General features: G+C 66.3%; 17 protein-coding genes. 13 read left to right on the top strand and 4 right to left on the bottom strand.

Annotation, left to right across the window (positions count from 1 at the left end; all coding sequences use genetic code 11):
- The first annotated feature begins 108 nt into the window (after positions 1 to 108).
- From HNE04_RS19035 to HNE04_RS19005, 7 genes are all read left to right on the top strand, one after another.
- Positions 109 to 1,509 (top strand): aspartate aminotransferase family protein, encoded by a 1,401-nt coding sequence (locus HNE04_RS19035; RefSeq protein WP_172222637.1) that lies wholly within the window; start codon positions 109 to 111, stop codon positions 1,507 to 1,509.
- On the top strand, positions 1,506 to 2,978 hold the full coding sequence (locus HNE04_RS19030) for an aldehyde dehydrogenase family protein (protein WP_172222634.1): 1,473 nt from the start codon (positions 1,506 to 1,508) through the stop codon (positions 2,976 to 2,978). The genes HNE04_RS19035 and HNE04_RS19030 overlap by 4 nt, the downstream gene beginning before the upstream one ends.
- 53 nt (positions 2,979 to 3,031) lie before the next feature.
- Complete coding sequence (locus HNE04_RS19025; protein WP_172222632.1) at positions 3,032 to 4,357, top strand: NAD(P)/FAD-dependent oxidoreductase; 1,326 nt, start codon at positions 3,032 to 3,034, stop codon at positions 4,355 to 4,357.
- A gap of 211 nt (positions 4,358 to 4,568) precedes the next feature.
- Entirely contained in the window at positions 4,569 to 5,321 is a 753-nt protein-coding gene (locus HNE04_RS19020; RefSeq protein ID WP_207717628.1) for an ABC transporter substrate-binding protein, read from the top strand.
- 20 nt (positions 5,322 to 5,341) lie between these two features.
- Positions 5,342 to 5,998 (top strand): amino acid ABC transporter permease, encoded by a 657-nt coding sequence (locus HNE04_RS19015; protein WP_407926611.1) that lies wholly within the window; start codon positions 5,342 to 5,344, stop codon positions 5,996 to 5,998.
- A gap of 2 nt (positions 5,999 to 6,000) precedes the next feature.
- Positions 6,001 to 6,732 carry an amino acid ABC transporter ATP-binding protein gene (locus HNE04_RS19010; RefSeq protein WP_172222740.1) on the top strand — a complete coding sequence of 244 codons (732 nt, stop codon included), beginning with the start codon at positions 6,001 to 6,003 and terminating at the stop codon, positions 6,730 to 6,732.
- On the top strand, positions 6,729 to 8,009 hold the full coding sequence (locus HNE04_RS19005; protein WP_172222629.1) for an NAD(P)/FAD-dependent oxidoreductase: 1,281 nt from the start codon (positions 6,729 to 6,731) through the stop codon (positions 8,007 to 8,009). The genes HNE04_RS19010 and HNE04_RS19005 overlap by 4 nt, the downstream gene beginning before the upstream one ends.
- 46 nt (positions 8,010 to 8,055) lie before the next feature.
- Here the strand turns inward: HNE04_RS19005 and HNE04_RS19000 are convergent, their stop codons facing one another.
- The gene (locus tag HNE04_RS19000) at positions 8,056 to 8,949 is read right to left on the bottom strand and encodes a LysR family transcriptional regulator (RefSeq protein WP_172222627.1); all 894 of its coding nucleotides are present in this window, start codon (positions 8,947 to 8,949) and stop codon (positions 8,056 to 8,058) included.
- An 82-nt stretch (positions 8,950 to 9,031) separates the two neighbouring features.
- On the opposite strand from HNE04_RS19000, the gene HNE04_RS18995 reads away from it, so the two are divergent.
- The 6 genes from HNE04_RS18995 (at position 9,032) to HNE04_RS18970 (ending at position 15,630) form a co-directional block, all read left to right on the top strand.
- Positions 9,032 to 9,355 (top strand): (2Fe-2S)-binding protein, encoded by a 324-nt coding sequence (locus HNE04_RS18995; protein WP_207717626.1) that lies wholly within the window; start codon positions 9,032 to 9,034, stop codon positions 9,353 to 9,355.
- Positions 9,337 to 10,728, top strand: a complete 1,392-nt coding sequence (locus tag HNE04_RS18990) for an FAD/NAD(P)-dependent oxidoreductase (RefSeq protein ID WP_172222624.1) — start codon at positions 9,337 to 9,339, stop codon at positions 10,726 to 10,728. Before HNE04_RS18995 ends, HNE04_RS18990 begins: the two co-directional genes overlap by 19 nt.
- Positions 10,721 to 11,902: an NAD(P)/FAD-dependent oxidoreductase gene (locus HNE04_RS18985; RefSeq protein WP_172222623.1), complete on the top strand. Its 1,182-nt coding sequence runs from the start codon at positions 10,721 to 10,723 to the stop codon at positions 11,900 to 11,902. Before HNE04_RS18990 ends, HNE04_RS18985 begins: the two co-directional genes overlap by 8 nt.
- Before the next feature lie 33 nt (positions 11,903 to 11,935).
- Positions 11,936 to 12,979 (top strand): membrane dipeptidase, encoded by a 1,044-nt coding sequence (locus HNE04_RS18980; protein WP_172222620.1) that lies wholly within the window; start codon positions 11,936 to 11,938, stop codon positions 12,977 to 12,979.
- A gap of 67 nt (positions 12,980 to 13,046) precedes the next feature.
- Positions 13,047 to 13,784, top strand: a complete 738-nt coding sequence (locus HNE04_RS18975; protein WP_328700361.1) for a Bug family tripartite tricarboxylate transporter substrate binding protein — start codon at positions 13,047 to 13,049, stop codon at positions 13,782 to 13,784.
- 223 nt (positions 13,785 to 14,007) lie between these two features.
- The gene (locus HNE04_RS18970) at positions 14,008 to 15,630 is read left to right on the top strand and encodes an ABC transporter substrate-binding protein (RefSeq protein ID WP_172222618.1); all 1,623 of its coding nucleotides are present in this window, start codon (positions 14,008 to 14,010) and stop codon (positions 15,628 to 15,630) included.
- 27 nt (positions 15,631 to 15,657) lie between these two features.
- On the opposite strand, the gene HNE04_RS18965 is transcribed toward HNE04_RS18970, so the two are convergent.
- The 3 genes from HNE04_RS18965 to HNE04_RS18955 all read right to left on the bottom strand — a co-directional run bounded on the left by HNE04_RS18965 (position 15,658) and on the right by HNE04_RS18955 (position 18,328).
- Positions 15,658 to 17,331, bottom strand: a complete 1,674-nt coding sequence (locus HNE04_RS18965) for a tannase/feruloyl esterase family alpha/beta hydrolase (RefSeq protein WP_172222616.1) — start codon at positions 17,329 to 17,331, stop codon at positions 15,658 to 15,660.
- A gap of 134 nt (positions 17,332 to 17,465) precedes the next feature.
- Positions 17,466 to 17,579: an AraC family transcriptional regulator gene (locus tag HNE04_RS18960; RefSeq protein ID WP_235965168.1), complete on the bottom strand. Its 114-nt coding sequence runs from the start codon at positions 17,577 to 17,579 to the stop codon at positions 17,466 to 17,468.
- 14 nt (positions 17,580 to 17,593) lie between these two features.
- Positions 17,594 to 18,328, bottom strand: a complete 735-nt coding sequence (locus HNE04_RS18955; RefSeq protein WP_172222612.1) for a helix-turn-helix domain-containing protein — start codon at positions 18,326 to 18,328, stop codon at positions 17,594 to 17,596.
- Positions 18,329 to 18,487: the final 159 nt, after the last annotated feature.

Below are 18,487 nucleotides of genomic sequence, written 5' to 3'. Positions count from 1 at the left end.
CGACCCGAAGCACATTCTCCTTTCCACACGCGAATAACAGCAGCGTCCGTCGCATCCCACCCGCGAACCGGCAGCACACGCTGCGCACCCGCACCTACGATTGATCGCATGATCCCTACCGCCCAACTCTCCCTGAACGAATCGCTGGTGGCGCTCGACCGGGCCCACCTGGTGCACCCCGTCGCCAACTGGCGCGGCCACGAGCAGCGCGGTGCGACCGTGCTGCAAAGCGGCAAAGGCGCCTGGCTGCGCGACGCCGAGGGCCACGAGCTGCTCGACGCCTTCGCGGGCCTGTGGTGCGTGAACATCGGCTATGGCCACGACAGCGTGGTGGAAGCCGCGGCGCGCCAGATGCGCGAGCTGCCCTATGCCACCGGCTACTTCAGTTACGCCAGCGAGCCCGCGATCCGCCTGGCCGCCAAGCTGGTGGAGATCGCGCCGGCCGGGCTGAACCATGTGTACCTGACGCTCGGCGGCTCCGAGGCGGTGGACGCCGCAGTGCGCCTGATCGTGCAGTACTACAACAGCACGGGCCGGCCGAAGAAAAAGCAATTCATCGCTCTCCAGCGGGGCTACCACGGCTCGTCATCGACGGGCGCGGGCCTCACGGCGCTGCCCGCCTTCCACCGCGGCTTCGACCTGCCGCGGCCGGAGCAGCACTACATTCCCTCGCCCTACCCATACCGCAGCGCCGTGGGCAACGACCCGCAAGCCGTCATCGACGCCTCGGTCGCGTCGCTGCGCGCCAAGGTCCACGCACTGGGTGCGGAGAACGTGGCCGCATTCTTCTGCGAACCCATCCAGGGCTCGGGCGGCGTGATCGTGCCGCCCGCGGGATGGCTCAAGGCCATGCGCGAAGCCTGCCGTGAACTCGACATCCTGTTCGTTGCCGACGAGGTGATCACCGGCTTCGGCCGCACCGGCCCGATGTTCGCGTGCGAAGCAGAAGGCGTGTCGCCCGACCTGATGACCGTGGCCAAGGGCCTCACGTCCGGCTACGTGCCCATGGGCGCGCTGCTGATCTCCGAGCGCGTGTACGCCGGCATCGCCGACGGCACGCCCGCCGGCGCCCTGGTGGGGCATGGCGCCACCTACTCGGCCCACCCGGTCGGCGCCGCCGTGGCGCTGGAGGTGATCCGCCTTTATGAAGAAGGCGGCATCCTCGCCAACGGCCGGAAAGTGGCGCGCCACTTCGAAGCCGGGCTGCAGGCGATGCTGCGGCATCCGCTGGTGGGCGATGCGCGTTCGCGCGGCCTGCTGGGCGCACTGGAGCTGGTGAGCGACAAATACACCAAGGCGAGTTTCGATCCGGCACTGCAACTGCCCGAGCGGATCGCACAGGCCGGTTATCGCAATGGATTGATCTTCCGCGCTTTCGGTGACTGCATCCTGGGGTTCGCGCCGGCACTGTGCTACACGGCAGCGGAATTCGAGCAGATGTTCGAGCGGTTGAATCGCACGCTGGATGAAGTGCTGGATCAGCCGGAAGTCCGGCGCGCGGTCGCATGAACACTTCCGTCATTCAGCAGCTCACCAGCGCGGGGCATCTGGACCGCATCTTCGTCGATGGCGAGTGGGTCTTGCCCGCAGGGCTGGGCCGTGCCAGCGTTATCGACCCGTCGACCGAAGAGCCTGTCGCGCAGATCGCGTTGGGATGCGCGCAAGACGTCGCTGCGGCGGTGGATGCGGCCCGGCGCGCCTTCACGAGCTGGTCCGTGAGCTCTCCTCAAAGCAGGGCGGCGCTCCTGGGCCGCGTGCACAGCCTGATCCTCGAGCGGGCCGAGATGTTTGCCCAGGCGATCTCGCTCGAGATGGGCGCCGCCATCGGATTTGCGCGCGCAACCCAGGTGCCGGTCGCGGCGGAGCACATCCGCGTGGCCCGGGACATTGTGGCCAGTTATCCCTTCCTCACCCATCGCGGAGACACCGCCATCGTGCGCGAAGCCATCGGCGTCTGCGCGCTGATCACGCCCTGGAACTGGCCGCTGTACCAGATCACCGCCAAGGTCGGCCCCGCGCTGGCGGCGGGATGCACCGTCGTCCTGAAGCCCAGCGAGCTGTCGCCCCTGAGCGCCCTGCTCTTCGCGCAGGTGATGCACGATGCCGGCGTCCCCGCGGGCGTGTTCAACCTCGTCAATGGCGACGGGCCGGAGGTGGGCGCTGCCATGGCCGCGCACCCCGATGTGGACATGATCTCGATCACCGGCTCGACCCGGGCCGGCGTCCTGGTGGCGCAGGCGGCCGCACCCACCGTAAAGCGCGTGGCGCAGGAACTCGGCGGCAAATCGCCCAACGTCATCCTGCCGGATGCGGACTTCGCACGGGCCGTTGCGGCCGGCGTGGCGGCGGGCTTTCGCAACGTGGGCCAGTCCTGCAGCGCACCGACCCGCATGCTTGTGCCGCGCGAACGCCTGCAAGAGGTCGAGCGGCTCGCGTGCGAGGCCGCGTCCAAATTTGTCGTGGGCGACCCGCGCTCGCCGCAGACCACTCACGGCCCCATGGCCAACCGCGCGCAGTTCAACCGCGTGCAGGAAATGATCGAAGCCGGCATCGCCGATGGCGCGCGGCTCGTCTGCGGCGGTCCCGGCCGGCCGCAGGGCCTGGAGCGCGGCTTCTATGTGCGCCCCACCATCTTCTCGGGCGTGGATCCGCAGATGCGCATCGCGCAGGAGGAGATCTTCGGGCCGGTGCTTTCGATCATCGCCTACGACAGCGTCCATGAAGCCGTGGAGATCGCCAACGACACCGTGTACGGCCTGGGCGCACACGTCCAGGGCCAGGACCTCGCCGCAGCACGCGCGGTTGCGGCGCGCATCCGTTCCGGGCAGGTACACATCAACAACCCCGCCTGGAGTCCGCACGCGCCCTTCGGCGGCTACAAGCGTTCGGGCAACGGACGCGAATACGGGCTGGAAGGTTTTCAGGAATACCTCGAGACGAAAGCGATCCTGGGGTTCGGACAGGAGGAGACAGCATGACCGGGGCCTTGGTACAAAGAGCGCGGACACTAGACAACGATCAAAATCCATCCATGTCCCAGCCCCTGCGCCTCCTCGAGACTTCACCCAACCCGCCGGCCAGCGCCGACGTCGTCGTGATTGGCGGCGGGATCATCGGTGTCTTTACCGCCTACTACCTGGCCCAGCGCGGCATGTCGGTCGCCCTGGTCGAAAAGGGCCGCGTCGGCGCGGAGCAGTCGAGCCGGAACTGGGGCTGGTGCCGCCAGCAGAATCGCGACGCGCGCGAACTGCCCATGGCCACCAGGAGCCTCGAGCTCTGGGAACAATTTTCGGCGGAAAGTGGCGAGGACACGGGCTTCAATCGCCACGGCCTGCTCTACCTCAGCGATGACGAAGCCCAGATTGCCGACTGGGCAAAGTGGCGCGAATTCGCGAAGACGACTGGCGTGACCACGCACATGCTGAGTGGCCGCGAAGCCTCGGAGCGAGGACTGGCCACCGGCCGCGCTTGGAAAGGCGGCGTCTTCTCACCCAGCGACGGTACGGCCGATCCTGCCAAGGCGGCGCCGGCCGTGGCAGCCGCGCTCATGAAACTCGGCGGCACCGTCCACCAGAACTGCGCCGCGCGAGGCATCGAGCTCGAGGGCGGCCGCGTCAGCGGCGTCGTCACCGAAGCGGGAACCATCAAGACCCGCACGGCGGTGATGGCGGGCGGTGCGTGGGCGTCGTCGTTCTGCAACCAGCTCGGCGTGCGGTTTCCGCTCGCCACGGTGCGCCAATCCATCGTGCGTCTGGCGCCGGTGGAGCAGCGCCTGCCGGACGCCCTGGCGGGCCCCAACGTCGCCGTCACCCGGCGCCCCGACGGCCATTACATCCTGGCCATTAGCGGGCGGGGGCGCGTCGACCCCACGGCGCAGTTGCTGCGTTTCGCGCCGCAGTTCGTTCCGATGTTCGCCAAGCGCTGGCGCAACGTGTTTCCCGGCGGCCTGGAAGGCATCCGCTGGGGCCACGAAACCCGCGCGCGATGGAAGCTGGACGCTCCGACACCCATGGAGCGAGCGCGCATCCTCGACCCGAAGCCCGACCCCGCGGGCGTGCGCGAAACTCACCGCCGTGCCGTCGACTTGTTGCCTGCGCTGCGCGAAGCCCGCATCGCGAACACCTGGGCGGGCTACATCGACAGCACGCCCGACGGCGTGCCGGGTATCGGAGAAATTCCGCAGGTGCCCGGGTTCATCCTGGCGGCAGGCTTCTCGGGACACGGTTTCGGCATCGGCCCCGGCGCAGGCCACCTGATCGCCGACCTGGTGTCAGGGGCTCAACCGATCTTCGATCCGGCGCCGTTCAACCCCGCTCGTTTCGACGAGTCGTCTTGGGGCAAGGTGGCTGATTTCTAGGTTTGCCGCGCCGAGGCCGTGCGCATCGAGTAGGGCCGCGGACCAAGCACAAGATGCCGTCGAGCTCGGAATTGCGCAACTTTGTGCTTTCCCCTCCTCATCTTTCCGTGGATTTGGTGTCCCCGGTGTTGGGACACTTGACCCCGGCATGACGCGTACCAACGTGTATGCCAATCGGCAGGCGACGGGCGTCTGCCATCACAAAAAGAGGATGACTACCATGTGGATCAAGAGGGCTCTCATTACGATTGGCATGCTCGCCGTGGCTGCAACCGCACAGGCACAGACCGTCCTGAAGGTCGGCTCCACCCCGACCGGCGTGCCCTTCACCTTCCTCGACGCGAAGACCAACACCATTCAGGGCATGATGGTCGACGTCATCGAGGAGATCGGCAAGGACGGCGGCTTCAAGGTCGAAATTCAACCGATGCCGTTTTCGACGCTGATCGCGGCGCTGACCTCGGGCAAGATCGACATCATCTCGGCCGCGATGACCGGCTCGCCCGAGCGCGCCAAGGTCGTGGACTTCAGCAAGAACGTCTACTCCTATGGCGAAGGACTCGTCGTGCCGGCGGCGGACGGTGTGGGCTATGCCGCCGTCGCGGACCTCAAGGGAAAGAAAGTCGGCGGCCAGATCGGCACGCGCTATCTCGAATTCCTCAAGGCGCAGAGCGGAGCCGCCCAGGTCAACGCCTACGATTCGCTGGCCGACATCCTGCGCGACGTCTCGAATGGCCGCCTGGAAGCCGGCGTGGGCGACTACCCGATCCTCGCCTACAACCTTGCCCAGGGTAACTTCCCGCAGGTGCGGCTCGTCAAATCCTACAAGCCGGGGATGATCGGGCCGATCAACATCGCGGTGAAGCAGGGCAACAAGGAACTCCTGGCCAAGATCGACAAGAGCCTGGAGACTATGCAGAAGGACGGCCGGCTCGACGCGATCCTGAAGAAGTGGGGCCTCTGAGCCCGGCCCCGGAGAGCATCATTTCCCAAGTCCTGAACCAGGCATCGGGGTTCCTGCCGATCCTGATGCATGGCGTCTACCTCACCGTGCTGGTGACGCTGGGCGCCTTCGCACTTGCAACCGTCCTGGGCCTCGTCCTGGCATTCATGCGGGTGGGCGGCATCCCCCAGCTCGCCTGGACGGCGCGCACGGTGATCGTCGTCGTGCGCGGCATTCCCGGCATGGTCACGCTGTTCTACATCTATTTCGTGGGTCCGGACTTCGGGCTCTCGCTCACGGCAGTGCAGGCGGCGATCCTCGGTCTCGGCATCGCCTACTCCCCGTATATGGCCGAGATGTTCCGCGCCGGCATTGAGGCGATCGATCGAGGCCAGACGGAAGCGGCCCTGTCCATCGGCATGGGCTGGGGCCTGCTGATGCGGCGCGTGATCCTGCCGCAGGCGACCCGCGTTGCGCTGCCGCCCTACGGCAGCACGATGGTCATGCTGCTGAAGGACTCCTCCCTCGCCTCGACGATCACGGTCGCCGAGTTGTCGCTGCAGGGCAAGCTTCTCGCCTCTTCCACCTTCCAGAACACCACGGTGTTCACGATGGTCGCGTTGATGTACCTCGCCATGAGCTTGCCGCTCACGGCGTTCAACGGCTGGCTCGAACGGCGGATGAGGCGATCCCAATGAGCATCGTCGAACTGCGCAACATCCGCAAGTCGTTCGGTTCGCTGGAGGTGATCCACGACGTCTCCTTCTCGGTCGAGAAGGGCGAGGTGGTCTGCATCATCGGCCCGTCCGGCTCGGGCAAGTCCACGCTGCTGCGATGCATCAACGGGCTGGAGACCTACCAGGGGGGCGAGATTACCGTCCATGGCGAGCGGGTCGAGAGCGCTTCCCGCCGGATCCGCCATGTCCGCACCCGGGTGGCCATGGTGTTTCAGCGCTTCAACCTGTTCCCGCACCGCACCGCGCTGGAGAACGTCGCTGAAGGCCCGATCCACGTGAAGAAGGAGCCGCGCGAGCAAGTTCTCGCCCGCTCGCGCGAACTCCTGGAACGCGTCGGCCTTGGCGCCAAGATCGACGCCTATCCGGCGCAGCTCTCGGGCGGCCAGCAACAGCGCGTCGCCATAGCCCGCGCCCTCTGCATGAACCCGGACGCGATCCTGTTCGATGAGCCGACCTCGGCGCTCGATCCGGAACTCGTCGGAGAAGTCCTCAGCGTGATGCGTGCGCTCGCCGACGAAGGCATGACGATGGTCGTCGTCACCCATGAGATGGGCTTCGCGCGGGAGGTGGCGGATCGCGTGCTCTTCCTCGACGGCGGAGTGCTGGTCGAGCAGGGGCCGCCCGCGGAACTGCTCGGTCGTCCGCAGAACCCGCGCACCCGTGACTTCCTGCGGCGTCTGCTGACGACAGAATGAAGAACAGCTCTTACTGGCATGAAACAGCCCCTCCGTTCGAGGCGGCGGCCAGCCCCGGCGAGCTGGATCGGCGTGCCGACGTCGCCGTCATCGGGGCGGGCTTCACAGGGCTCTCGGCCGCGCTCACGCTCGCCCGGCATGGCGCCAGCGTCGTGGTGCTCGAAGCAGGCCAAGTGGTGGCGGAGGCGTCGGGCCGCAACGGTGGCCACTGCAATACCGGAATGCCTTTCGACTTCGGCGCTGCGTCGCGACGAATTGGCCATCAGCAAGCGCGTGCGCTCTACCAGCTCTACGGCCAAGGTGTGGACTGCGTCGAGCGGCTGGTGACCCGCGAGCAGATCGACTGCGACTTCCGGCGCACCGGCAAGATCAAGCTCGCCGCACGGCCTCACCACTTCGGGAAACTGCAAGCCGCGCACCGGCAATTGCACGGCGATATCGATCCGGACATGGTCCTGGTCGGGCCGGCATCGATCCGCAGCGAAGTGGGGTCCGACCAATTCCACGGTGGGCTGGTGTGGCCACGCAGTGCGCAGATGCATATGGGACGCTTCGGCGTCGGCCTGGCCCATGCGGCGGCGAGACAGGGAGCGCGCATCCACGTGCACACGCCGGTGACCGCCCTGGAACGTGCTTCGGGCGGGAGGTTTCGCCTGCAAACTCCACACGGCCGGGTCGAGGCGGACCAGGTGCTCGTCGCCGCGGGAACCTGCCAGCGAGGTCCGTTCGGCTATTTCCGGCGCCGCATCATTCCCGTGGGCAGCTTCCTCATCGCTACCGAGCCACTCTCGCCGGAACTGGCGGCCTCGGTGATGCCAGGCAATCGCAATGCAACCACGACCTTGAACGTCGGCAACTACTTCCGCATGACGCCGGAGCGCCGGTTGCTGTTCGGGGGCCGCGCCCGCTTTGCGTTGTCCAGCCCCGACTCGGACGCGAAAAGCGGCGCGATCCTGCAGCGCACGCTGCACAAGGTGTTTCCGCAATTGCATGGGGTGGACATCGACTATTGCTGGGGCGGCGTGCTCGACATGACGATCGACCGCCTGCCCCGTGCGGGCAGCGCCGGCGGACTGCATTACGCAATGGGTTACAGCGGAAGCGGCGCGCAGCTGGCGACGTTGATGGGCGATGCCATGGCGCAGACCATTGCAGGCAATCCGGCCGCCAACCCGCTGCGTGACCTGCGCTGGCGTTGCGTGCCGGGCCATTTCGGGCCGCCGTGGTTCTTGCCTTTCGTTGGTGCGTATTACCGGGCACTCGACTTCTTTGATTGAGCGAGGCGGTGGCCGGCTCGCCCTGGTTGTGCCCTGCGGGGTCAGATCAAGTCCGGCTTGACATCGCCACGACAGCGGCGCGCAGGTCGCGCGCGTATTCACGCCCGTACCGGGTCTGCGGCCGCAGACCGCTGCGTGACAGGACGATCTCCATCACCACTTCCGGGTGGAACGGGCGCACCACCAGATCGCCGAAGTTGCGCCACGGGACCAGCCCGTCTACCAATGCAATCCCCAAACCCTGCTGGACAAGGGGCAAGGCGGCGATCGACAGCGAGACTTCGATCTGCACCTGTGGCAGCACATCCGCCTCGCGGAATGCCTGTTCAAGCAACTTTCCCGGCGCCGTATGCGCGTCGTAGCTGATCAGGGGCTGCCCGACCAGATCCTCCGGCCTCACCACCTTGAGGCGCGCCAGCGGCGAGTCCGGCCGCATCAGCGCGACAATCCCCACTTTTCCGAGAGACTCGCATCGCACCTGCGCCTCGGCAGACCAGCGCATGGTCACGCCGAGATCAATATCGCCCAGCAAGATGTGTTCATCGATGGCCTCGGCAGGCAGGGTCTGCAGCACGACACGTAGCCCAGGATTGCGCTGGCGGAAGCGCTCCGTGGCGTAAGGGAGCAAGGCAAAGGTCGGTGGCGCACTCGCGCCGACGCGAAGCAACCCGAGCTGCTTGTCGCGGATGCGGTCCGACAGGCCCTTGAGGACCTCGATCTCACGAAAGATCCGGTCGGCGTCGCGGTAGAGCAGCTGGGCCTCCGCGGTCGGCACCAATCGGCCACCGAGGCGCTCGAACAGCGTGTAGCCGATCTGGGATTCGAAGTGGCGCAGCAGCTTGCTGACCGCCGGTTGCGAAACATGAAGCGCCTCGGCGGCGGCGGTGAGTGAGCGGTTGCGCATGACCGCGCGAAATACTTCAAGCTGGCGAGCGTTCATTCGCACAAGCATAACCAAAGGTTTGGTATTTCCAAACACTTGATATTGGCGCGAGCGGGCCGTCCTGCCCAGAATCGACTGCATGAATCAAGAAATGACGGCCGGCCGATTCATCCGCCTGGCAGAAACTTTGCGTCCCTCGGTACAGCTTGTAGCTGATGGCAAGCCGATCGCCGCCCTTGAAGGCGACACCCTGCTCGTTGCCCTGCTCGGCAACGTTGCGCACCTGCGGCACTCCGAATTCGGCGATGGCGTGCGTTCTGGCTTCTGCCTGATGGGCGCCTGCCAGGACTGCTGGGTCTGGACCGAAGAAGGCGAACGCTTGCGCGCCTGCACAACGGTGGTACGCGAAGGATTGCGCGTCACGACCGAACCACTGGAGGCGAGATGGCCCAACCGCGCGTGATTGTCGTTGGCACCGGCCCGGCCGGCGTGCGCTGCGCCGAGGCCTTGGTCGAGGCAGGCCTGAGGCCGACCGTCATCGACGAAGGCCTGCGCGATGGGGGCCAGATCTACCGTCGCCAGCCCGAGGGCTTTAAGCGTCCCTATGCCAAGCTATACGGCAGCGAGGCAAAGAAGGCCGAAGACCTGCACCGCAGCTTCGAGGCCATTCGCCCCCAGGTGGATTACCGGGCCGAAACGCTGGCCTGGAACGTGACGGCGAACACGCTACACGTGCTGCATGACGGCAACCAGACGGCCACGCTGCCGTTCGATGCGTTGGTTGTCTGCAGCGGTGCCACCGACCGGCTGATGCCGGTCGAGGGCTGGAACCTCGCCGGATGCTACAGCCTGGGTGCATCCCAGATCGCGCTGAAATCGCAAGCGTGTGCCATTGGCCGGCGGGTCGTCTTCATGGGGACCGGGCCGCTGCTGTACCTCGTCGCCTCCCAGTATGTCCAGGCCGGTGCCACGGTGCTTGCCGTGCTCGACACGTCGCCGTTTTCGCAGCGGCTGCGAGCCCTGCCCGCTCTGGCCGCCCGGCCCGGCCTGCTGCTCAAGGGAGTGGCGCTGAACCGCGCGCTTCGGAAGGCCGGTGTCGCCATTCACAGCGGTGTCACGCCGCTGCGCATAACGGGTGCTGCCGCATTGGGTGTCCAAGGCGTGACGGTGCGCAAGCGTGATGGCAGCGAACTGCACATCGACTGCGACGCCGTTGCCTTGGGCTACCACCTGCGTGCGGAAAGCCAGCTGGCTGATCTGGCGCGCTGCGAATTCCAGTTCGACAGCGGGTCGCGCCAATGGCTGCCGAAGATCGACAGCGATGGACGCAGCACGACCGCAGGTGTGTACCTCGCCGGCGACGGAGCGCGGATTCTCGGCGCCGATGGCGCCGAAGCGGCCGGCCGCCTGGCAGCGCTCGCCGTGTTGTCCGATCTCGGTCGGCCGGCATCCCCGGACCCCATGCCGGCGCTGCGGCGCACGCTGGAGAAGATGGACCGTTTCCGGCGTGGGCTGATCCAGGCGTTTCCCTGGCCTCATGCGCAGGCTGCTGCTTTGCCTGATTCGGCGGTGGTCTGCCGCTGCGAAACGATCACGGCCGGAGAACTGCGGCGAGTGGTCAAGGAGATGGGCGGCAGCGAAGTGAACCGCGCCAAGGCGTTCAGCCGCGTCGGCATGGGCCGCTGCCAGGGGCGCTTCTGCGGCCATGCGGCGGCCGAAGTGGTGGCGCACGCCGCCTGCATCCCGATCGAGACGGTTGGCCGCCTGCGCGGACAGGGGCCCGTCAAGCCCTTGCCGATGGCGGCGCTCGAGAACGCGGGAGGCGTCAATGTCTGATGATCGAAAGGCCGACGTCGTCATCATCGGAGGTGGCCTGATGGGCGCTGCCAGCGCATTCTTTTTGCGCAGGCGCGGCCGCTCGGTGATCCTGCTGGAGCGCGGGCTGGTCGGCCAGCAGGCCAGCGGTGTCAACTTCGGCAACGTGCGGCGCCAGGGCCGATACCTGCCGCAACTGCCGCTGGCACACCGCTCGCGGGCCATCTGGGGCCAGCTGAACGAGCTGATCGGCGAGGACGCCGAGTTCCTTGCCACCGGCCATGTGCGTGGCGTGTACGACGAGGCGCAGGCAGCGGTGGTCGAGCAGTACGCCAGCGACGCACGCGGTTGGGGACTGGACCTTGAAATTGTGGGTGGAAGCGACTTCCGCCGCCGCTTTCCCTTCTTCGGCCCCGACGTCATCTGCGGCTCCTATTCGCCGAACGACGGCCACGCGAATCCCCGGCTGGCGGCACCGGCCTTCGGTCGAGCCGCGGCGCGCGCGGGCGCGCAGGTGATCGAGAACTGCGAAGTGCTTTCCGTCGACAAGGACGGCGGGGACTTTCGCGTGCAGGCAGCCGACGGCCGGACCTTCCGCGCGCCGTGCGCCCTCATCTGCGCCGGCGCCTGGGGAGACAAGCTGTCCGCCGCCTTTGGCGAGCCGGTGCCGATGACGCCGCACGGGCCCACGATGGGCGTGACCGAGCCGGTGCCATACGGAATCGTCCCTGTGGTTGGCGTGTCGACCAAGGTGCCCCATGAGGTGGTCTATTTCCGCCAGGTCAAGCGCGGGAATATCGTGTTCGGCGGCGGCCGGCGCGGCCCCGCCTACCCGGACATCAAGCGAGCCTACGTGCTGCCGGAGAACACCCTGCTTCAACTGCGCGAGCTGCGGCGCCTGGCGCCCGCACTTGGCAAGCTGCAGGTGCTGCGCACCTGGAGCGGCATCGAGGGCTACATGCGCGACGAGCTGCCGGTCATGGGCCCCAGCGGCCGGGTCAGCGGCCTGTACTACGCCTTCGGTTTCTGCGGTCACGGGTTCCAGCTCGGCCCCGGGGTCGGCGACGTGATGGCCGAACTGATAGCCACCGGCGCCACCAGCACGCCGATCGAGCCATTCCATATTCGGCGCTTTGCCGTCCAGCCGGTGTCCTCATGGGCGCCCGCCTCCCCCGCTGCGCAGGCAACTGCCTGACGCATTCCCAACATACTTCCCGGAGCTTTACCGATGTCAGTGACCGTCAACCCCGCAGAATCCCTTGTCGCCGACGACAAGGCGCGCCGTTTCCACGAGAGCAACCTCGTATTCGATGGGTTGGCGATCGCCTATGTGCTCGATGAGAAGTTCACCCGACGCGCGATCGAGGGGGGTGTCAACGCCGCCAACGTGACCTTCGCGCTGGAGGAGAACTGGGACAAGACGCTGCAGAACTTCGAGCGCCACCTGGCCAAGATCGACAAGAGCCCACTTCTGATGCTGTGCAAGACGGCCGACGACGTTCTCGCCGCCAAGCAGAAAGGCAAACTCGGCATCGTGATCGGCACCCAAGGTGCCAGCATGATCGAGGACCAGGACCAGTTCTGGCGCATTGAAGCCATGACCCGGATGGGCCTGCGCTTCCTGGGTCTCGCCTACACCACGGCCAACGCGCTCGGCGACGGCTGCGGCGAGAAGCGCGACGCGGGCCTCACTTATCTGGGCGAGGAACTGATCTCCTTGGTCAATACCCTGCCGCTGATGCTGGACCTGTCGCACTGCGGCCATCGCACCCGGGCGGAAGCGGCGGCACTGGCACGGGCACCCGTCTGCACCCACTCGAACAGCGACGAACTGCGCAGCAACGGTCGCAACACGACCGACGCCACCGTCAAGGCGATGGCCGCCAAGGGCGGAATGATCGGCGTTTGCGGCCTGCCGCAATCGCTGGCCGACGAGACGCCGACCCTTGACGACCTGCTCAACCACATGGATCACTTCGTGAAGCTCGTAGGCGTCGACCACGTTGGTATCGGGATGGACTATGTCGAGGCCTTCCAGGAAGCCGCAACCGTGGTGGCCCCGCCGAGCGTCGTGACCTGGCGTACCCGCCGTCCCGACATCTTCGGGCCGCTGGCTGCCTTTGGCCGCCAGTCCTATCCGATCGGTGTCGAGTCGGTTCGTAAGCTTCCGAACCTGACCCAAGGCCTGTTCGACCGCGGCTACTCGGAAAGCGATTTGAAAGCCTTGCTCGGCGGCAGCTGGCTGCGTGCCATGCGCAAGTTCTGCGGTTGAATGGACGCACATGCCCCGAGCCATCCACAGAGGACAACAGACCATGCATGCTACCCGTAGAAAATTCTTGAGCTCCCTGGCCAGCCTGCCCTTGGCGGCAAGCGGCATCCTTGGATCGGCGGCCGCGACGGCGCAAGATCGTTATCCGAATCGCGCCATCAAGCTGATCGTCCCATTCGGCCCAGGCAGCAGTACGGACATCGCCGCACGGATTTGGGGCGAAGTCATCGGCAAGCAGTTGGGTGGCGCTTCGGTCATCGTCGATAATCGCGCGGGCGCAGGAGGCAACATTGGGGCCACTGCTGCCGCGCGGTCGGCGCCCGATGGGTACACGTTTCTCTACAGCACGGCCACCACCTGGGCGATCGCGCCGTTCATCTACCCCGACCTGGCCTACCAGCCCATTCACGATTTCCTGCCCGTCGCGGTGACGACCAGCGTACCCACGGTCCTGGTGGTCAGTGGCGACAGCGACATCCGCACCTTCCAGGACCTCTCCGCCCGCATCAAGGCCGCTCCGGATCGCCACAACTACGGCTCCAACGGGGTGGGTGCGAGCAGCCACATCGCATGCAAGCTGCTCGCCAACCGCCTGGGCGTTCCCAACCTCCTGCACGTGCCTTTCAAGCAAGGATCGCAAGGCGTCATGTCGGAGGTCATGGCGGGCCGTCTCACCTTCGCCGTCGATTCCTGGTCCGTCGTGGGTCCGCTCGTGCGCGCCGGTCGGTTGCGCGCGCTTGGCGCGACAGCCGGCAAGCGCCTCGCCCGCAGGCACACCAGGCGACATCGTCGCTCGCTTGCATGAGGGGATCGGCGCAGGCCGGAAGAACGCCACCCTGGTGAAGCAATTCGAGGATCAGGGAACACCTTTGATGCCCGACATGTCGCTTCTGCAGGTCAACGCCTTCATGAAACAGGAAGTCGATCGCTGGAAAGTCATGGTGAAGGAAGCCCAGATCACCGTCTAGGAACAAGATACTCGCGCCTTTCTGATCCCTCCAACCCTCCAACCCTACCGGAGACATGACATGAACGAACGCAAAGAGCTCGATCTATTGATCGGTCCGGCAGACAGCACGCGCATCCACGACGCGTTGAAGCGTGGGGCGAGCCGGCGCGACGTCCTCACGATGCTGATGGCCGGCGGCATGCAGGCCGCGCTTGCGAGCGGCATTGCGACAGTGGCGAGCAACGCGCACGCTGCCGAAACGCCGAAGAAGGGCGGGCGCATCAAGGTGGCGGGCGCCACCGCAGCTGTGAGCGACACGCTCGACCCGGCGAAGCAGTCGAACCACACCGACTACATCCGCGGGTTCATGTTCTACAACGGGCTCACGTACCTGGACGGCAGCCTGACGCCGCAGCCGTCCCTGGCCGAGGAGTTCGCGACGAAGGACGCGAAGACCTGGGTGTTCAAGCTGCGCAAGGGCGTGACCTTCCACGACGGCAAGCCGCTGACGCCGCAAGACGTGATCTTCTCGATCATGCGCCACAAGAATCCCGCGACGGCCTCGAAGGCCAAGGTGCTGGCCGACCCCATTGACGAGGTGACCGCCACCGGTCCGAATGAAGTGACGATCCGCCTCGCAACGCCGAACGCGGACCTGCCGGTGGTCCTGGGCACGTATCACTTCCACATCGTCAAGGACGGCACAACCGACTTCAACGCCGGCATCGGCACGGGGCCTTACAAGGTCAAGGAATTCAAGCCCGGCGTGCGCTCTCTGGCCATCCGCAACGACAACTACTGGAAGCCGAACCGGCCCTACGTCGACGAGATCGAATACGTCGGAATCGGCGATGAATCGGCGCGCATCAATGCACTGCTGGCAGGTGAATTGGATCTGGTCGGATCGGTGAACCCGCGCTCGATCGATCGCATCACCGCCACCGGCAAGCATGCGATCTTCGAGACGAAAGCCGGCACCTACACGGACATGGTGGTTCGCCTGGACAGCGCGCCCGGCAACAACCCGGACTTCGTGAAGGCGCTCAAGTACCTGTTCAATCGTGAGCAGATGCTCAAGTCGATCATGATCGGTCGCGGGGTGGTGGCCAACGACCAACCCATCGATCCCAGCAACCGCTTCTACTTCAACGGCCTCAAGCAGCGGGCGTACGACCCCGACAAGGCGAAGTTCCACTTCCAGAAATCAGGCATCGGCAGCACGGTGGTGCCCATGGTGGTGTCGCCTGCCGCGACCAGCTCGGTCGAGATCGGGCTGGTGCTGCAGTACGCGGCCAAGCAGATCGGCATGAACCTCGACGTGCGCCGCATGCCGGCGGACGGTTACTGGTCGCAGCACTGGATGAAGCATCCGGTGGGATTCGGCGCGGTCAACCCGCGCCCCAGCGCCGATGTCCTCCTTACGTCCTTCTTCAAGTCCGATGCGCCGTGGAACGAATCGGCGTGGAAGAGCGAGAAGTTCGACCAGCTGCTCGTCGCCGCGCGCGGCGAGCCCGACACTGCAAAGCGCGCTCAGATATACGCCGACATGCAGGTGATGATCCACGAGGGCAGCGGCATCGGCATCCCGTTCTTCATGTCGAACATCGACGGCCACAGCAAGAAGCTCAAGGGGCTGACGCCGATCCCGCTCGGCGGGATGATGGGCTATACGTTCGCCGAACACGTCTGGCTGGATACATGACTACGCCGATGCCCGCCTCGCGGCTTCTCACTGGCAGACGAAGGAACTCGCACTTTCGAGATCCGTCGCCCCGGCTTTCAGCATGGCCTGCCTGGGATAGGCGCACAGCGGGCGAGTGCGGGTCGCGGGCCATCCCTTGGTCACAACGTCAGGGTCGGCGGGATTGACCTTCGCAACAACGGACTCGGGCGCCGTTCCGCGTTCGACCCAGTTCTCCAGGGCCGCCAGCATGTTGAACCGGTCCGTCGCCGGGCCGCCGCTGCAATGGTTCATGCCCGGCACGAGGAACAGGCGCGCGTATCCCTGCGCTGTGCTGTCGCCCGCGTTGAGGGCGTCGTACCACGCGATGGTGTCGTTGGGCGAGAAGACCGGGTCGGCCGTGCCGTGGTAGACGATCAGCTTGCCGCCGCGGTTCTTCAAGGCCGACAGCTGGGTCGCATTCACGGGCGTCATGAAGTCCATCGCCGACTCCTTGAACACGGCGTTCTTCGCGAAGATCTTCGGCGCATCGGTGTCCATGCTGAAGCCGAGCTGGTAGCCCAGGCCCGCGTCGGCCAGGTTGGGGGCATCGGGCGGCGAGGTGAAGATGTAGCCCATCGCGCCGGCGCCGATCAAGGTGTTGAACGGCAGCGGTGCGAAGCCCGCGTCCAGCTTCCAGAAGCGCCAGTTGGCGCCGGAAACTCCGGCGTCCCACGGGAACGAGGCATACAGGGCCTGGCCGGCGCCGTTCTTCGCCCCGCCGAAGACTTTCTGCAGCGCCGTTTTCTGGGCCGCGGTCGCGCAGGTGCCATCGGGCGCGCCGGTGCAGGTGGGAACGTCGGTGTCGAGGTTGAACGCCGCCTGGCAAGCGCTGCGGTTGTTGACGATGCCGTCAGCCGCGCCGTCGAGCGCGTCGCACTTCGCGAGGATGCGGTTCGACACCGCGCTCAGCACCGATGGCGGGAAGGCGTCTTTCGGGAGCTGGCCTGCGCCCGCGGACATGAACTGCTGCGTGTCCCACTGCTGGGCGATGGCGGCCTTGGGCAGGTTGAACCCCGGGTTGGCGGCCACCATGCCGTCGAACTGGTCGGCGAAGCGTGTGGCCGCGACCATCGCATCGCGCCCGCCGTTGGAGCAGCCCATCAGGTACGAGCGGTCCGGCGCGCGCCCATACCTTCGCGAGATGATCTGCTTGGCCGCGGGCGTCAAAGTGCCGACCGCGTTGTAGCCGTAATCCGATCGCGCTTGCGGATCGAGGCCGAAGCTTACGTCGGCCTGCCCTCCGTTGTGCCCGCCGTCGGTGCTGGCGACCGCGTAGCCCTGGCTCAATGCATTGGACTCGGAGGAATTGACCAGGCTTCCCACGGCAGGTGCCAGAAAGCCGTTGGTGCCGCCGCCGCCCTGGAAGAAGAACTTGCCGTTCCAGGCCTCCGGCAAGCGGACTTCGTAGCGGATGGCATAGGGTTTTCCGTCGATGCCGGTGCGATCGTTGATGCTGCCTTGCACGCGGCAATGCGCGGGATAGTTCTCGGCTGCCGTCGCGCCGTCGGATTTCGCGGCCACGCTGACGGCCGATGCGACCTTCAGGCCGGCGATGCCGAGCGACGCGCTGGTGATGGCTTCGCAACTCAATGCGGCCGCCCCGCTCCCGCCGCCGCACCCGGCGATCGTTGCGGCCAGCGTGATGGCGGCGGCGGTGTGAAAGGTGATTCTGCACTTCATAATTTGTCTCCGGCGTTTTCGTGCGGGCCGGGCGGGATGCCCGGACGGGCCCCAATCTAGGCGCGGGCATCCGTGGAGTCTTGGCGCTTCGGGCCAGGGTGGCCGAATCCGGCCATGGCCGGGTAGGCGGGCGGCTAGCGGCCGGCGCGGTAGGCGGCGGGCGTGATGCCCATCTGCTTTCGGAACGTGCGCGTCAACTGGCTTTGGTCGGTGAAACCGGCCGCCTGCGCGATGTCGCACAGTGCCATCTCCCGTGTGGCGATCAACGACTTGGCTCGCTCGACGCGCTGGCGCGCAGGAGGTACTGGTGGGGAGAACAGCCCATGCTCGCACGAAAAGCCCGGCAGAAGTGCCGCACACTCATGCGGGCCAGGTCCGCCAGCTCGGCCAGGCTCACCGGCGTGTCCAGCCGCTCCTCGATGTAGGCGAGCACACGCTTGGACGCACCAGCAGAAAGGCCAATACCCGCACGCCGGTCCGACCCGGTTCCCCACAGGTGGACCACCAGCGCGACGATCACGCTGTCGCCCACGAGTGGCCCCCCGGGGCTGCCGTCCTGCAAGTCGTGCACCAGTGCCTGTAGAAGCGTCGCCGCAAGAGGAGAAGCGATGACCTCAGCAGGCCCTCGGCGTGAGGTTTGTGGAGCGGCCGGGCGGTCCAGAACCTGCTCGACCATGGCCGGATCAACAAAGAGAAACCGCCGGCTTCCACCGCCCCGCCACTCGAAGCGTTGTTCGTCACCCGGTTGCCAGACGCCAACGCCCGGCGTCGCGGTGGTCCACGCGGCGCCGGCACGCAGCTCGCGAATCTGAATCGGCACGGCCGACTGTTGCACGCTGAAGCGCACATGGCAGTGATCGACTATGCCCTGCGGGGCGGCTTGGAGGTCCGTGAAAAAAGCGCCACGCCAGCCCACGGCACTGCTGTCGACACCGAAGCGCGGTGGGACGGTCACGGTGAACAGGCCGTCGGGTCCTGGCAGGGGGGCGTGGGCCATGGGAATAGGAGAGACAGGTTTCCGGATGGATGTCAATATAGTTGCATTGAATAACTAAATCAACGCCGGAAAAACCAGGCCGCGCAAAGTTCCGGCAACCACGTGATCGGCTAGGTTCCAGCGTGGACGACCGGGCGGATTCGCTCTCCCGCGGCCAGT

Source organism: Caenimonas soli (genome assembly GCF_013155545.1).
GTDB lineage: Bacteria > Pseudomonadota > Gammaproteobacteria > Burkholderiales > Burkholderiaceae_C > Ramlibacter > Ramlibacter soli.
The sequence above is the reverse complement of the archived record's forward strand: the minus strand, read 5'-3'. Positions and strand labels throughout refer to the sequence as shown.